The organism is uncultured Aquimarina sp. (assembly GCF_947500065.1).
GTDB lineage: Bacteria > Bacteroidota > Bacteroidia > Flavobacteriales > Flavobacteriaceae > Aquimarina.
Map to the genome: position 1 here is coordinate 60,099 of NZ_CANMQT010000007.1, position 15,577 is coordinate 75,675.

Sequence of the window (15,577 nt, forward strand, 5' to 3'; positions counted from 1 at the left end):
ATTGGTTATTCCATTTTTTCAGAAAGTTCCAGCCAACGCATTTCCTTTTCTTCTATATCTTCAATGATCTTTTTTAGTTTCGCGGATTCTTCATTAATCTTATCTCCTTCTAATGTACCATTAGTAAAAAGGGCTTCGATTTCTTTTTTCTGGATTTCTAGTTTTTTTAGATCACGTTCTATTCGACTAAATTCTTTCTGTTCATTATAGGATAATGCTATTTTATTATCTTTTTTCCAGTCAGTTTTTGTTTTAGGTTCTGATTCTACAGTTTTTGTTTTCTCAGGAGTTCTACTATTTTCATAAATTCGATAATCAGAATAATTCCCAGGGAAATCCTCTATTACCGCATTTCCTCTGAATACAAACAAATGATCCACAATCTTATCCATAAAATAACGGTCGTGAGATACTACCATTAGACAACCAGGAAAATCTAATAAAAAGTTTTCCAAGACATTTAAGGTAACGATATCTAAATCATTAGTGGGTTCATCCAGAATTAGAAAATTAGGATTTTGTATAAGAACCGTACATAGATATAATCGTTTACGCTCTCCACCACTTAGTTTTTCTACAAAATCATATTGTTTTTTGCGATCAAACAAAAAGCGCTCTAATAATTGTTGTGCAGAAATCTGTCTGCCTTTTTTTAATGGAATGTAATCACCGAACTCTCTGATCACATCAATGACCTTTTGTCCTTCTTTAATGTTAATACCACGTTGTGTGTAATATCCAAATTTTACAGTATCACCTACTACTATTTTTCCTTGATCAGGTTGGATAGCTCCAGTAATCATATTTAAGAATGTTGATTTTCCGGTTCCATTCTTACCGATAATACCTACTCGTTCTCCTTTTCTAAAAACATACTCATATTTATCTAATAAGGTAAGGTCTTCAAAACTTTTGGAAACTTTATGAATTTCTAAAATCTTACTTCCCAGACGTTCCATATTGATTTCCAACTGTACCTCATGATCATTTCTTCTCTGGTGAGCGCGTTCTTTTATTTCATAAAAATCGTCAATTCTAGATTTAGATTTTGTAGTACGAGCTTTAGGTTGTCGTCGCATCCAATCTAGCTCTTTTTTGTAGAGTTGTTTTGCCTTGCCAATTTCTATTTCTTCATTAGCAATTCTAGTTTCTTTATTCTGAAGATAATATCCATAATTACCTTTGTAATTGTATAGTTTTCCGTTTTCTAACTCTACAATCTCATTACATACATTTTCTAAAAAATAACGATCGTGAGTAACCATAAAAAGCGTGAAATTCTCTTTGGCAAAATACTCTTCTAGCCATTCGATCATTTCTAGGTCCAAATGGTTGGTAGGTTCATCGAGGTAGAGTAGTTCTGGTTTGCTTAATAAGATATTAGCTAATGCTAACCTTTTTTTCTGCCCTCCAGAAAGTTGACTTACTTTTTGATCAAGATTTTCAAGTTTTAGCTTAAAAAGGATTTGTTTGTATTGTGTCTCAAAATCCCAAGCGCTTAAGGCATCCATTTGTTCAAATGCTTTTTGGTATGCTTCTGCATCATCTGGATTTTCTAACGCTTTCTCGTAGGTTTTAATTACCCGTAAAATTTCGTTATCTGCCGCAAAAATAGTTTGTTCTATAGTTAGGCTGGGATCTAGATTTGGTTCTTGAGGCAGGAACGCTACTTTAAGATTTTTCCTGTATACCACTTGGCCATCATCAGGTTCTTCATCGCCGGCAATAATATTAAGTAAAGAGGTTTTTCCTGTTCCGTTTTTTGCAACAAAACCTACTTTTTGTCCTTCATTTATTCCAAAAGAAATATTCTTGAATAGCACACGCTCTCCAAAGGATTTGGCTATATTTTCTACTGATACGTAATTCACGTGGTAATTGGTGGTTTATGATTCGAAATCTTGCAAATTAAGCACAAATATTCAATTGAGCTTTATGGTATTGATATTTTCTTTCTTCGTCGGGTAACAGAAAACAGAAAAATAGAGATCATTAGGAAAATAGCTACTCTTGCTAGGTAGTCCCCAGCTTGGACATAAAAAGTTATTTTGTCATTGGTTTTAAGAGTTCCTTTTAGCGCTCCTTGCTCATTATATGGGAGAGAAGAAACTATATTTCCGGTTTGATTTATAATAGCAGAAATCCCAGTATTAGCACTTCTTGCAATACTTCTTCGAGTTTCTATAGCTCTAAATTTTGCATAAGCCAAATGTTGTTTGTGTCCTTGTGTGACTCCCCACCAAGCATCATTGGTAATAATGGCAAGAAAATCGGCATTATTTCTTACATAACCTGATACAAATTCACCATATACACTTTCATAACATATAATGGGTCCTGCACCAATTCCTTCTTTTGTAAAGAATACCTCACGATCGGATTGCGTTGTTTTCTTAGCAACCGTGCCGCCTAAATCTATCATAGCATCACCAACAATGGGTTTAAAAACACTTTGATAAGGAAAGTTTTCTACACCAACTACCAATTTACTTTTGTGATAAAGCTCGTTAGTTCCATCTGGTCTTACCAGAAAGGCAGAGTTATAATCATCATAATAGACACCACTTTTATGTTTGTTAGTTTGTGGGTGAACTTTAGAAGGATCTTTAAAGACATCAAGGAGTGAAATACCAGAAAGGAAATTAGCTTTAGGATATCCATTGATTATATCAGCAGCCGTTTTTTTAGCGATAGAATTCTGAAAGTTTTTCAATCTATTATTGTCCGCAAAAACCGTTTCAGGAGCAATAATAAAATTTGTTTTCTCACTAATCTTTGATGCTGTAAGCGAACTCAATAATTCTCCTACGCGATCATCTGTAGTGTTATACTTTTCTGTATAGGGATTTATATTAGGTTGTAAAATAACAACTTCGACATCCTGCCCATCTTCCTTATAAGTTTTCAGGATAATAAAAGAAATTAAAATTGGAACGATAATAATCAATCCATTTTTTATCGCTGATCTATATAAAATTGATTTGTCTTTGTGCTCTATAAAGAGCAAAACACTTTTATAGATTCCAATATTCACAATCCAGATCCATAAGGTTCCTCCAAAGGTTCCTGTGTACTCATACCACTGTATCCAGGAAGTGAAATTGGCAAATCCATTACCTAGATTAAGCCAAGGCCAAGAGAATTGCCATTGTAGGTGTAAGTATTCAAAACTCATCCATATGCTTACCAGAAAAATAGATCCAATAGTAAACGAAGTTCTTCTAGCTATTATATGATACATAAGAAATACCAATGCCATTAATAAGCTATTTACTATTTCGGCAAACCACATTCCAAAAGGAGTGGAGTTGTAGATCCACCAGGTGGTGATCATATTCCAAATAAAAAGAGCAATAAAAGCCAATCCAAATAGTTGACTTTTGTGATATTTATTATGACGTATTCTATATTCCATAATTAATAATGGAACAAAACCAAAAAATAGAAATATAGGAAAACCATAGGTTGGCCAACCGATAGCGAGTAATAAACCTGATAAAATGGCAAGGAGTATATTCTTCATATAAGAGTGCTCTGTCTTAATAACGAAATTAAACTTATTTCGTTACAAAACTTAAAAACTCAAAGTAAAAAAATGTAATTATTGTTGGTATTTATCTAAAGATACTCCAGTCTACCTTTAAAGAAAATACGTTGGAGTAGATCGCGGCACTTTGATCTCCAATATCAGTCAAAGCATAATCCACCTGTATTCCTTTATATTTAAAACCGACACCAAAGTTAGGTTGAAAACCTACATTATCGGAACCATCAAACTGTTCAATATTTTGAAAATTACCCACACCACCGCGCAAGTAAACGATTTTAGCGTAGTCCAATTCAAAACCAAAGGCAGGTGTGATACTAATAGCAGAAGAAGAAATGATATCATTAGTCTCTGCAAAACGAACATTCATATCCAATTCGGTATTTAAACCAAATTTTTTGCCTAGATCAAATTTTCTCGCAGCACCAAATTGTAGTTTTGGAATAGTTATTTCTGTAGTTTCTGGTAATTCTTGATCTCTAATTTGTGGTATCTGATCTTCATCTGGTATTCCATCACCATTAAGATCACCAATTACAAAATCTTCTATGCTCCAAGCATTAAAGGTAGTAGTGATATCTCGAACCATAATTCCGAATTGCCAGTTGTTTTTTTGGTATTGTAATGCTGCATCAAAACCAAATCCCCAAGATGAAGCAAAATCACCAATAACTCTACGAATTACTTTGGCATTCGCTCCATAGCTTAATCCTTCTATAGGTAATTTTCTGGAGTATGAAAATGTAAATGCATAATCAGCTGCAGAGAATAGGTTAATTCGGGTATAGTCAATATTTCCATCTGCATCTACTAAACTTGTAGTATCCAAGATGTCATCAACTCCGAAACGAATTAAAGAGAGCGCGATTGCACTTTTTTCATCCAAGGGCATTGCAAAAGCTAGATAATCATAATTAGCAATATTAGCAAAATAGGCAGCGTGCATAAAAGACACCTGATTATCTTCCAGGTGAATTAATCCTGCAGGATTCCAGTATCCCGAATTGACATCTCCAGAAGACGCAACCACAGCATTAGCCATACCTAAAGCACCGGCATCTACACCAATGTTTAGAAATTCATTAGAGTATTTTCTAGTTTGTGCCGGAGCAACCGATACAACCAAAAAAAATAAAGCAATTATAATTCTTTTCAATCCTAGCAATTTTTGACAAATATCTTACTATTTTTCAACATGATAAACTTTATTTATGATTTCATATTGTGTTACCTATGTTAATAGACGGAAATAGTTTGTTATTTTTACACAAAAATCGAACCATATGCAGCTTAAAAAGCAAATTCCCAATATTATTACCCTTTTGAATCTATTATGTGGATGCATTGCTGCAATTTTTGCTGTACAAGGAGCTTTAGGTATGTCAGCACTTTTTGTGGCACTTGGTATTGGATTTGATTTTTTTGATGGTTTTGCTGCCAGAATCTTGAATGTGCAGAGTGAATTGGGTTTGCAATTAGATTCGCTGGCGGATATGGTGACTAGTGGATTAGTGCCTGGACTCGTGATGTGTCAGTTGTTAGCGAAATCTTATGGGATTACAATGGATAGTATTTTTACACATAATGTATATGATGAAGATTTTTTAATAGGATACACTCATTTTTTACCATTAATAGGCTTATTAATAACCTTGGCTTCTGCATATCGTCTGGCCAAGTTTAATATTGATACACGCCAAACAACATCTTTTATAGGCTTACCAACACCAGCAAATGCATTATTGATTTTGTGCTTACCATTAATATTAACGTACCAAACAGATAATTGGATTTCTGATATTATTTTAAATCCATGGTTCCTTATTGGTTTAACGCTGATAAGTTGTTATTTATTAAATGCTGAAATTCCATTATTTGCCCTTAAGTTTAAGACTTGGGGATTCGCTGAAAATAAAATGAGATACATTTTCTTGCTGCTTGCAGTTGTGTTATTAGTAGTGCTTAAGTTTTTAGCAATACCTTGTATATTATTATTGTATGTTCTCCTGTCGATACTTTTTAGAGAGAAATCAAAATAGTAGATTCAATGCTTCGTGAATTGATGTTTTTCTATAATTGCCATAAAAATCAATTTAAACTTTGTTTATTATTGGTGCTGTTTTTATGTACAGGTTGTAGTAAAAAGAAACATATAGAAAATATTAGTAAAGGAGGTTTTTCTTTAGAGAAACGAAATGATTCTTTATATAATCTTACAATTAAGACAGATAGTCTAATAGACATTTGGGAGCTACCTTATCCTGTATATCAATTTCATGTTGGAGATATTGATAATAATGGAAAAAAAGATGCACTCGTTGGTGTAATTAAAAAAACACGATTTGATTCCGTAATTAGAAAACGTCTTTTTATTTTTAAGAATTATAAAGGTTATGTTCGGCCTTTGTGGTTAGGATCTGCTTTAGGACAACCCTTAGTAGATTTTAATTTTTATAATAGAGAAGAACCAATCATCAGAAGTGTAGAACGAGAGAAACGGGGTGCTTTTCTAGTGGCAGAATATAGATGGCGTAGATTCGGATTAGAGTTTGTGAGATATCTGGGAAGAGAAATGGATAGTATTACTGCAATTAATATGTTAGCTATTAATAAAAAATAAATTAGAATATTAGAATCAATTTCTTATGAAAAAAATCATCATATTTTCTTTATCACTTACGCTATTGGGATGTGGCGATAAGAAAGAACCGAAAATAGTAGAAAAGCCCACCGACACAATTAAAATTGTACAAGAAGAAAAGACAATTGAAGTAGATCCTAATGCGATTAATCCTTTTGTTAATGGTATTCTAGATGTCGAACAATTGAATCAGAATATTGATATGTCAATGGATATTTCTCAATTGAAACTTTCTGATATTAGAATTTTGCGTAATAGTTATGCAGCTAAGAAAGGGTATTGTTTTATGAAAGCCGATTTAAGAGGGGTTTTTGGAACAACTAGTTGGTATGATGATCGTATGGAAGAAAAGTATTGGAATGATGATGAAGAAGGGACAAATATTGTACCTATATCATATACCCCAGAAGAAATAAAATTTATTGATAAGCTTAAAAAAAGAGAAGAAGAATTAAAGAAGAAGAATTTTTTAAGTACTACAGATCATAAAGGCCCAAATCTAGATAATATTGTTAATCTATTTCAATTAGAATCAGCTGATAAGCAACTTATGAGTATGCTTGGTAACAATGGATTTGCGATTGTTCCTAATACTAATATTCAATTATTTCATGTATATGAGCAAAACGACTATCAGCAGTTTCCGAATTTTGTAACTACTGATATGTATATGCAATTGTTTCATATGTATTTTGGATATATACTAAGAACAGTTGAAGAAGATAAATTCATTCCATTACTTTCCGAAATATGTAAATCAATGATGAAAGGTATGAATGATATTAGTACAACAGGAACCGAAATGTCTGCACTAGAGATAGCAAAGTTTAATGAAACTTATTATGCAATTGCATATTCTATTTTGACTTCAGAAAAGGTTACGGTCCCGGCTGGCTATGAGAAATATTATGAAGATGAACTCTCGGCAATTGAAAATGCAGAGGATGTTAATTCTGAATTTTTAGAATACAGACAAGTTGCATTTCCGTATAGTTTGTTTAAACCTAGAGGACATTATACAAGGACTGAATCATTGAAGCGTTATTTTAAAGCTATGATGTGGTTGCAAACGGCTCCTTTTTGCCTGGACAACGATGCACAATTAAAACGCGCAATTTTAAGTGCTGCTGTTTTAAAGAAGGATGAAGAAACATTAAAAAAATATAATGCTATTATGGAGCCTATTAATTTTATTATAGGTCAGCCAGACAACGTCTCTTTTTTAGATTTGGTAAAAATATTAGAGAGTCAGGATTTTTTACTTGAAAACCTTTTGTCAAAAGAAGATTCGTTAGAAGATTTTAGAGGAATTGTAAAAAAAATAGCGGATATACAAAATAAGATCAAAGCTAAAGAAGCTGGAAGTTGTGTAGATAAAATTAACTTTATTCCCCAACGATATTTGTCAGATAATGAGGTGCTACAGGAATTAGTAGACCTAAAAAGCGAAGTTTCGAAGCGAGCATATCCAAAAGGATTGGATGTAATGGCGGCTTTTGGTAGTAAGTCAGCAGAGAATTTATTATTAGGAGAATTAAAAGAAGGAGAAAACTGGGAGAAGTATCCTGAATTGCTTTCGGAAATGAAAGATAATATGTCTGATATAAATTGGAATGCAACACTGTATAATAAATGGATTGAAAGCTTGCTAAATCTTCAAAAATCAAGAGAAGAGTACCCTTATTTCATGCAAACTTCACAATGGGATAAAAAAGACTTGAATGCTTCTCTGGCTTCTTGGGCAGAGTTAAAACATGATGCCATATTATATGCGGAACAACCTATGGCAGCAGAATGTGGTGATGGAGGTCCGCCAAGCCCTTATACTGTAGGATATGTAGAGCCTAATATAGGATACTGGAAATCAGTTATAGAATTAATAAATTTAACCGAAAGTGTTCTGGAGAGAAATAAGCTTATAAATTCGGATATATCAAGGATCACGAATAGCCTTAAAGAAAATGCAATGTTTCTCCTTTCTGCTAGTGAGAAAGAACTTGCAGGCAAAAAACTTTCTGATAATGAATATGGACAAATAGAACTTATTGGTAGTACCTTCGAATGGTTAACATTAGATCTTGTGAAAGAGAAAGATCAATATCTTGATGATTGGAAAAATGTACAAGGACCAGATAAATCTGTGGCAGTAGTTGCTGATATTTATACAGCCAATGGAGGAAATAATCCAGATAAAGGTATTTTGCATGTGGCTACAGGAAATGTTAATGATATTTATGTTTTAGTAGAAATAGAAGGCTATTTATACCTCACTAAAGGAGCCGTGTTCGGATATCACGAGTTTCATCTACCTATGGGGAATAGATTAACGGATGAAGAGTGGCAAGAAATGATAGATAAAAATCAAGCACCACCTTTACTTGATTGGATGAAAGAAATTATAGTGCCTATTGATGTGCCTAAGTCTAATGAGAAGATTTTCTATAGCTCTGGCTGTTAAATGAGACGTAATCGATGGATATTTCGAAGTGTAAAATGCTTGTGCGTAGGTATTTTATTATTGACATCATTTTCAGCATGTAATGAAAACGATATGACTCGTATTATTTTCACAGGTGATTTACTTTTGGATAGAGGAGTACGAGAAAAGATTAAACATAAGGGAATGGATGATTTATTCCATGAATCCATAGACGCTATTTTCTTATCAAATGATATTGTTGTTGCTAATTTAGAATGCCCGGCAACAAAAATAAAAGAACCTATTCATAAGAAGTTTATCTTCAGAGCAGAACCAGAATGGCTAGAAAGATTGGAAGGGCACGGGATTACCCATCTTAATTTGGCGAATAATCATTCGATGGATCAAGGAAGAAAAGGACTTGTTGATACGCGCACACAAATCCTGAAATATAATATGACTCCATTAGGGTTCGGAATGAATGCAAAAGAAGCGTGTAAATCTTCGCTTTTAGCTACATATCCAAGAAAGGTGTATCTTTTGTCATCTTTGCAAGTTCCATCGGAGAACTGGACATTTTTAGAAAACCAACCATGTGTCTGTGAAGAGTCTTTTGAAGCTATTTCTGAAAGAATTAAAGAAATTAAAGATAAGGATGCAAATGCTGCTGTAATTGTTCAGCTACACTGGGGAGTTGAACATACTTTGAAACCAATGATTTTGCAAAAACAGCAAGCGTATCAGCTAATAGATGCTGGAGCTGATGTTATTGTTGGTCATCATCCACATACTGTCCAAACTGTTGAGTTGTATAAGGAAAAACCAATTTACTATAGTATTGGGAATTTTATTTTTGATCAAAAAAAACCTATAAATTCAAAAGGACTACTTGTAAGTTTAAAAATATATAAAGAAAAGATAGTATCTACACAGATAGAGATAGATATTGAAAATTGTGTTCCTAAAATAAGGAAATAATTAAAAATCTAACTTCTTTTTTCTCAATTCAAAATTCTGACCCAGATATACTTTACGTACCATTTCATCTTCAGCTAACTCTTCAGGCATTCCTGCTTTAAGAATACTTCCTTCGAACATAAGATAAGTTCTGTCGGTGATCGCTAATGTCTCTTGTACATTATGATCTGTTATAAGGATACCAATATTTTTATTTTTAAGTTGCGCAACTATTCGCTGGATATCTTCTACTGCCACGGGATCAACTCCTGCAAAAGGTTCATCAAGAAGAATAAAATTAGGATCGGTAGCCAATGCTCTGGCAATTTCTGTTCGGCGTCGTTCACCACCACTTAATAAGTCACCACGATTTTTTCTGATGTGTCCTAAACCAAATTCTTCTATAAGTGATTCCATTTTATGCAGTTGTTCTTTTTTAGAAAGTTTCGTCAATTGCAACACACTTAATATGTTATCTTCAATACTTAATTTTCTAAAAACAGAAGCTTCTTGCGCTAAGTAGCCTATTCCATTCTGAGCACGTTTGTACATCGGGAATTTAGTGATGTCAGTACTATCTAGCGAAATCTTTCCACCATTAGGCTTAACTAAACCAACAATCATATAAAAGGAAGTTGTCTTACCAGCTCCATTAGGACCTAAAAGCCCTACGATTTCTCCTTGGTTTACTTCCAGAGAAATCCCTTTCACTACTTTCCTTCCTTTGTATGACTTTATTAGATTTTCTGCTTTTAATTTCATCTGCCGATATTTATTATTTTTAATGGAAATGAAATTTACCACTAAAAATGTATCATTAAAACTGACTTTTTAGCAATTGCTTAGTGTCATATTAACATGACTTGTTTCTAAATTAGGTGTTGCTAAAACGAAGTGGTAAATGTACATTATTCTTTTAAATCAGAATTTAAGATTCTTTTGCTTCTAATGCATCCCAAAACTCATAGGCACGACGTAGATGAGGTATCACGATAGTACCGCCAATCAAGGTAGCAATGCTTAAAGTTTCTACTACTTCTTCTTTTGTCAAACCTTCTTTATGACAAGTTTCTAAATGATACCGCACACAATCATCGCATCTCATAACAGCTGAAGCCACAAGACCTAATAATTCTTTTGTTTTCACATCCAAAGCACCTTTCATAAAGGCATTGGTATCTAAATTGAAGATTCTTTTGATGATTTTGTTATTGTCTTCTAAAATACGAGAGTTCATTTTCTCTCTATATTCATTAAATTCGTCTACTATACTACTCATTTTGTAGATTTTAATATTTTTTTATTTTGTCTTTTGATAACCATTTTAGAGATAAAAATACTCACCTCATATAATATAAGTATTGGAATTGCAACAATTATCTGAGTCGAAATATCCGGTGGTGTAATTACTGCAGCTAGGATAAGAACAATAACCAGAGCGTACTTACGGTTACGTCTTAAAAATTCTGGAGTCACCAATCCTACTTTACTTAGAAAATATATAATAATTGGTAATTCAAAAATAAATCCTGAAGCAATGACAGAGGCACGCACCAGTGAAATATAGGATCCAATTTTGAATTGATTATCCACGACTTCTGCTATAGAGAAAGTGGCTAAGAAATTTACCGATAATGGTGCAATTACGAAATACCCGAAAAGCGTACCGATAAAGAATAGAAGAGAGGATACTATAATAAATCCTCTGGAATGCTTTCGTTCATTTTCATAAAGGGCAGGTGAAATAAATTTCCAAAATTCATGCAATATATAAGGAAATGCAACCACGAAACCAGTAGTGATAGATGTCCATATGGCAGCACTAAATTGCCCGGCCATTTCGGTGCTAATAAAATTAAAAGGCATTTCCTCCAGACATCCTTTTTCCATACCAAAGGTCCGAGAAATTTTACATAAAATCTCATATGATATAAAATTAGGATCTCTAAGTGCAAAAATGATATCCGTAAAAATACTTTTTATAAAAACAAAGGCAACAATAGCAATTAGAATAATAGCTAAAGACATGCGTATTAAATGCCAACGTAATTCTTCGAGGTGATCCAGAAAAGACATGGATTGCGGATCATTTGTTGTTTTATCACTCATTATAAAATACCTTCTCTCATTAGATCATGAATATGTAAAAGCCCTGCATAGTCACCTTTCTTTTCAGCTAATAATTGGGAGATACCATATTCTTCTAGTCTGTCTAAAGCATCTACAGCCATAGCTTCTACATCGATGCGTTTAGGACTAGGAGACATAATGTCTTTAGCAGTTAACCCGTTAAAAGAGGTGTTAGTGGTTAGCATTCTTCGTAAATCTCCATCTGTAATAATTCCGATAATTTTATTGTGTTCGGTTACCGCGGTAGCACCTAATCTTTTTTCTGTCATTTCTACGATCACATCATTGATATTAGAATCAGGACTTACTTCTGGTTTTTCGTTTTTTGATACAATATCGTTTACACGAAGATATAGCTTCTTTCCTAAGGCTCCTCCTGGATGATATTTGGCAAAATCTGTGCTAGAAAAACCTTTCAGATTTAATAAGCAAACTGCTACAGCATCACCAATTACCAATTGTGCTGTTGTACTAGTTGTAGGAGCTAGATTATTAGGACAAGCTTCTTTTTCTACGTAAGCATTTAAAACATAGTCAGCTTCTTTCCCCAGAAAAGAATCTTTATTAGAAGTGATCCCAATTAAAGTATTGTTAAAGTTTTTAATTAAGGGAACAAGTACTTTGATTTCGGGAGTATTTCCACTTTTAGAAATACAAATAACCACATCATCTTTGAGAATATTACCCAAATCTCCATGAATAGCATCCGCAGCGTGCATAAAGACAGCAGGTGTACCAGTAGAATTCATAGTAGCTACTATTTTTGAAGCAATAATAGCACTTTTACCGATCCCTGTAATAATAACTCGACCGTTAGAATTATGTATGGCATGAACAGCTTCAGCAAACTCTTGGTCTATAAGCTGTTCCAAATGTGCAATAGCTTTGGCTTCTTCATGAATAGTTTTTTGGGCAAAAGAAATAATAGTATCAAGGGTGTTCAAAATTTATAAAATTTGCGTGTTATAAATAAAGATTTTATTATCTTTAATTATGCAAAGGTATGTAATACCTTATGAATTTTAAATAGTGCCGAAAAAAAGCTTGCTATTTTTAGTTTGTTTATCTTTGGTAACTTTTTTAAAAAGAACAATCCACTAGATCTTTAATTGGGGAAAAAGGTTTAAGTGATAGCTATTTTAATTTAATTGGTATATAAAAGTTAAACGATTTAATGAGTTTGAACAAAACCGACTTACAAGGAGCTTTAAAAAAGTACTTTGGTTTTAGTCAATTTAGAGGATTGCAGGAGAAGGTAATAGAAAGTATTTTGAATAAAGAGAATACTTTTGTTATTATGCCAACGGGTGGTGGAAAATCCCTTTGCTACCAACTTCCTGCCTTAATGTGCGAAGGAACAGCTATTGTAGTTTCTCCGTTAATCGCACTAATGAAAAATCAAGTAGATGCTATTCGAAGTATTTCTTCTGAAGAAGGAATAGCACATGTGTTAAATTCTTCCCTTAATAAATCTGAGGTTAAGAGAGTAAAAGAAGATATTGTTAGTGGTGTGACTAAGTTATTGTATGTAGCACCGGAATCTCTTACCAAAGAAGAATATGTAGATTTTCTTAAAGAACAAAAAATTTCTTTTCTGGCTGTGGATGAAGCGCATTGTATAAGCGAATGGGGACACGATTTTAGACCAGAATACAGAAATCTAAAGAGTATTATAAAGAGAATCGGAGAGAACATCCCGATTATTGGACTTACAGCTACGGCTACTCCAAAAGTACAAGAAGATATTCTTAAGAATTTAGCAATGAGCAATGCCCAAACATTTAAGGCATCGTTTAATCGCCCTAATTTATACTATGAAATACGTCCTAAAACAAAAAATGTGGATGCGGACATTATCCGTTTTGTAAAACAAAATAGCGGTAAAAGTGGTATTGTATATTGCTTGAGTAGAAAAAGAGTGGAAGAGCTTGCGCAAACCTTAGAGGTTAATGGCGTTAAAGCAGTTCCATATCACGCAGGTCTGGATGCTAAAACCAGGGCTAAACATCAGGATATGTTCTTAATGGAAGATGCGGATGTAGTGGTAGCAACAATTGCTTTTGGAATGGGAATCGATAAACCGGATGTACGGTTTGTAATTCATCACGATATTCCTAAAAGTATAGAAAGTTACTATCAGGAAACAGGTCGCGCCGGTAGAGATGGAGGAGAAGGTCATTGTTTAGCGTATTATGCGTACAAGGATATTGAGAAGCTAGAAAAATTTATGAGTGGTAAACCTGTTGCAGAGCAGGAAATAGGTCATGCACTTTTACAAGAAGTTGTGGCTTTTGCAGAAACTTCAATTTCCAGACGTAAATTTATATTGCATTATTTTGGTGAAGAGTTTGATGATGTTACGGGAGATGGTGCCGATATGGATGATAATATTCGTAATCCAAAGAAAAAACACGAAGCAAAAGATGAAGTGCAACTTTTACTGAAAGTTGTAAGTAAAACTGGAGAAATCTATAAGTCTAAAGATTTAGTAAGTACGTTAGTTGGTAAGAGTAATGCATTGATTATTTCTCATAGAACTCACGAGCAACCTTTTTTTGGAACAGGAAAATCCAGAGAAGATAAATATTGGATGGCATTAATACGACAAGTATTAGTTTCTGGATATCTTAAAAAAGATATAGAAACCTATGGTGTTATCAGAATTACTCCTAAAGGAAGAGAATTTATAGAGGAACCTATTAGTTTTATGATGACAGAAGATCATGTATATGATGAAACTAAAGATGATTCTATCATTACTGCTGCCAAAGCAGGAGGCAAAGCAGGAGGAACCGATGATCGATTGGTAGGAATGCTAAAAGATTTACGAAAAAGTGTAGCAAAGAAGTTAGGAGTTCCTCCATTTGTAGTATTTCAGGATCCGTCTTTAGAGGATATGGCATTAAAATATCCTATTACCGTAGAAGAACTTGGCAATGTTCATGGAGTAGGAGAGGGAAAGGCTAAAAAATATGGAAAAGAATTTGCAACTTTTATCGCTAAATATGTAGATGAAAATGATATCATGCGTCCTGACGATTTTGTTGTAAAAAGTACAGGAGCCAATAGTGGTCTTAAATTATATATCATTCAGAATGTGGATAGAAAATTACCACTAGACGATATTGCTGCGGCCAAAGGAATGGATATGCCTGAGTTTATTAAAGAAATGGAGGCTATTGTATATAGTGGTACCAAATTGAATATTACATATTGGATAGATGAAATATTGGATGAAGATCAACAAGAGGAAATCCATGAATATTTTATTGAAGCTGAAAATGACAAAATAGACACTGCTATTGAAGAATTTGATGGAGATTATGATGACGAAGAATTGAGACTGTATCGTATCAAATTTATTAGTGATGTAGCGAACTAATTTGAATAGTAATTATAAAGATTATAAAAGGCTTTGACATCTGTCAAAGCCTTTGTCTTATGATTGATTTTAAAGATTAAGGATTATGCCCAATCAACAGGTCCATCATCACCTCCATCGGTACATTGGGAGGCGTTATGGATCTGATAAGGGAAGTTTAATAAACAATATTGACTTGCTCCAGAAGGCTGTCTAGCCGTAGTTCCGTGACAGACGTATCGACATTGTAGTGAAAATCCACCACCATTAATAGCTTTTTGATTCTCTTTGTTTAATTTTTCAATCCCGTTTAGATTTAAAAGGTTTTTTAACATGATTTGTTGAATTAATGATTTGTATATTCTTGAATTGTTTATAGACACTCAAGGTTTATGTCTATTGTAAAGGTTAATGTTTCATAGAGGAGAATTGTTTCTTAAACTTATGTTAAAAAAAAGGGGAATTCAGCTATTGTTTTTTGGGTTATACTGTATTGAATTTGTCAATGAAATAGTTATTGTA

Annotated in this window: 13 protein-coding genes; 5 read left to right on the forward strand and 8 right to left on the reverse strand. The window is 33.4% G+C overall.

All coding sequences use genetic code 11. From position 1 onward, the window contains the following. Nucleotides 1-5: 5 nt before the first annotated feature. The 3 genes from Q0975_RS19280 to Q0975_RS19290 form a co-directional block, all read right to left on the reverse strand. Nucleotides 6-1,871, reverse strand: a complete 1,866-nt coding sequence (locus Q0975_RS19280) for an ABC-F family ATP-binding cassette domain-containing protein (RefSeq protein ID WP_299439671.1) — start codon at nt 1,869-1,871, stop codon at nt 6-8. A 62-nt stretch (nt 1,872-1,933) separates the two neighbouring features. Next, nucleotides 1,934-3,523 carry an apolipoprotein N-acyltransferase gene (gene lnt, locus Q0975_RS19285; RefSeq protein WP_299439672.1) on the reverse strand — a complete coding sequence of 530 codons (1,590 nt, stop codon included), beginning with the start codon at nt 3,521-3,523 and terminating at the stop codon, nt 1,934-1,936. Nucleotides 3,524-3,614: 91 nt separating this feature from the next. After that, nucleotides 3,615-4,703 carry a PorV/PorQ family protein gene (locus tag Q0975_RS19290; protein WP_299439673.1) on the reverse strand — a complete coding sequence of 363 codons (1,089 nt, stop codon included), beginning with the start codon at nt 4,701-4,703 and terminating at the stop codon, nt 3,615-3,617. Nucleotides 4,704-4,830: 127 nt separating this feature from the next. Between Q0975_RS19290 and Q0975_RS19295 the strand changes: the two genes are divergently transcribed. The 4 genes from Q0975_RS19295 to Q0975_RS19310 all read left to right on the forward strand — a co-directional run bounded on the left by Q0975_RS19295 (nt 4,831) and on the right by Q0975_RS19310 (nt 9,585). Beyond that, entirely contained in the window at nt 4,831-5,586 is a 756-nt protein-coding gene (locus Q0975_RS19295; RefSeq protein WP_299439674.1) for a CDP-alcohol phosphatidyltransferase family protein, read from the forward strand. Nucleotides 5,587-5,594: 8 nt separating this feature from the next. Next, nucleotides 5,595-6,167: a hypothetical protein gene (locus Q0975_RS19300; RefSeq protein WP_299439675.1), complete on the forward strand. Its 573-nt coding sequence runs from the start codon at nt 5,595-5,597 to the stop codon at nt 6,165-6,167. A 25-nt stretch (nt 6,168-6,192) separates the two neighbouring features. Next, the gene (locus Q0975_RS19305) at nt 6,193-8,646 is read left to right on the forward strand and encodes a DUF3160 domain-containing protein (protein ID WP_299439676.1); all 2,454 of its coding nucleotides are present in this window, start codon (nt 6,193-6,195) and stop codon (nt 8,644-8,646) included. Between the two features lie 93 nt (nt 8,647-8,739). Then, on the forward strand, nt 8,740-9,585 hold the full coding sequence (locus Q0975_RS19310; RefSeq protein ID WP_299439678.1) for a CapA family protein: 846 nt from the start codon (nt 8,740-8,742) through the stop codon (nt 9,583-9,585). Here Q0975_RS19310 and lptB read toward each other — a convergent pair whose 3' ends face one another. From lptB to Q0975_RS19330, 4 genes are all read right to left on the reverse strand, one after another. Then, entirely contained in the window at nt 9,586-10,326 is a 741-nt protein-coding gene (gene lptB, locus Q0975_RS19315; RefSeq protein ID WP_299439680.1) for an LPS export ABC transporter ATP-binding protein, read from the reverse strand. 166 nt (nt 10,327-10,492) lie between these two features. Next, nucleotides 10,493-10,843, reverse strand: a complete 351-nt coding sequence (locus tag Q0975_RS19320; RefSeq protein ID WP_299439682.1) for a carboxymuconolactone decarboxylase family protein — start codon at nt 10,841-10,843, stop codon at nt 10,493-10,495. Beyond that, nucleotides 10,840-11,673: a twin-arginine translocase subunit TatC gene (tatC, locus tag Q0975_RS19325; RefSeq protein ID WP_299439683.1), complete on the reverse strand. Its 834-nt coding sequence runs from the start codon at nt 11,671-11,673 to the stop codon at nt 10,840-10,842. The genes Q0975_RS19320 and tatC overlap by 4 nt, the downstream gene beginning before the upstream one ends. Beyond that, complete coding sequence (locus Q0975_RS19330; protein ID WP_299439685.1) at nt 11,673-12,638, reverse strand: KpsF/GutQ family sugar-phosphate isomerase; 966 nt, start codon at nt 12,636-12,638, stop codon at nt 11,673-11,675. Before Q0975_RS19330 ends, tatC begins: the two co-directional genes overlap by 1 nt. Before the next feature lie 230 nt (nt 12,639-12,868). On the opposite strand from Q0975_RS19330, the gene Q0975_RS19335 reads away from it, so the two are divergent. Continuing rightward, nucleotides 12,869-15,076: an ATP-dependent DNA helicase RecQ gene (locus Q0975_RS19335; RefSeq protein ID WP_299439687.1), complete on the forward strand. Its 2,208-nt coding sequence runs from the start codon at nt 12,869-12,871 to the stop codon at nt 15,074-15,076. Nucleotides 15,077-15,159: 83 nt separating this feature from the next. On the opposite strand, the gene Q0975_RS19340 is transcribed toward Q0975_RS19335, so the two are convergent. Further along, a complete protein-coding gene (locus Q0975_RS19340) occupies nt 15,160-15,390 on the reverse strand; it encodes a hypothetical protein (RefSeq protein WP_299439689.1) in 231 nt (76 codons plus the stop codon). Between the last annotated feature and the right edge of the window lie 187 nt (nt 15,391-15,577).

Excerpts from the sequence above, each read along its gene's own strand:
- Q0975_RS19305 (WP_299439676.1), top strand. The coding sequence starts at position 6,193 with ATGAAAAAAATCATCATATTTTCTTTATCACTTACGCTATTGGGATGT.
- Q0975_RS19310 (WP_299439678.1), top strand. The coding sequence starts at position 8,740 with ATGACTCGTATTATTTTCACAGGTGATTTACTTTTGGATAGAGGAGTA.
- lptB (WP_299439680.1), bottom strand. The coding sequence starts at position 10,326 with ATGAAATTAAAAGCAGAAAATCTAATAAAGTCATACAAAGGAAGGAAA.
- lnt (WP_299439672.1), bottom strand. The coding sequence starts at position 3,523 with ATGAAGAATATACTCCTTGCCATTTTATCAGGTTTATTACTCGCTATC.
- Q0975_RS19340 (WP_299439689.1), bottom strand. The coding sequence starts at position 15,390 with ATGTTAAAAAACCTTTTAAATCTAAACGGGATTGAAAAATTAAACAAA.
- Q0975_RS19320 (WP_299439682.1), bottom strand. The coding sequence starts at position 10,843 with ATGAGTAGTATAGTAGACGAATTTAATGAATATAGAGAGAAAATGAAC.
- Q0975_RS19335 (WP_299439687.1), top strand. The coding sequence starts at position 12,869 with ATGAGTTTGAACAAAACCGACTTACAAGGAGCTTTAAAAAAGTACTTT.
- tatC (WP_299439683.1), bottom strand. The coding sequence starts at position 11,673 with ATGAGTGATAAAACAACAAATGATCCGCAATCCATGTCTTTTCTGGAT.
- Q0975_RS19295 (WP_299439674.1), top strand. The coding sequence starts at position 4,831 with ATGCAGCTTAAAAAGCAAATTCCCAATATTATTACCCTTTTGAATCTA.
- Q0975_RS19300 (WP_299439675.1), top strand. The coding sequence starts at position 5,595 with ATGCTTCGTGAATTGATGTTTTTCTATAATTGCCATAAAAATCAATTT.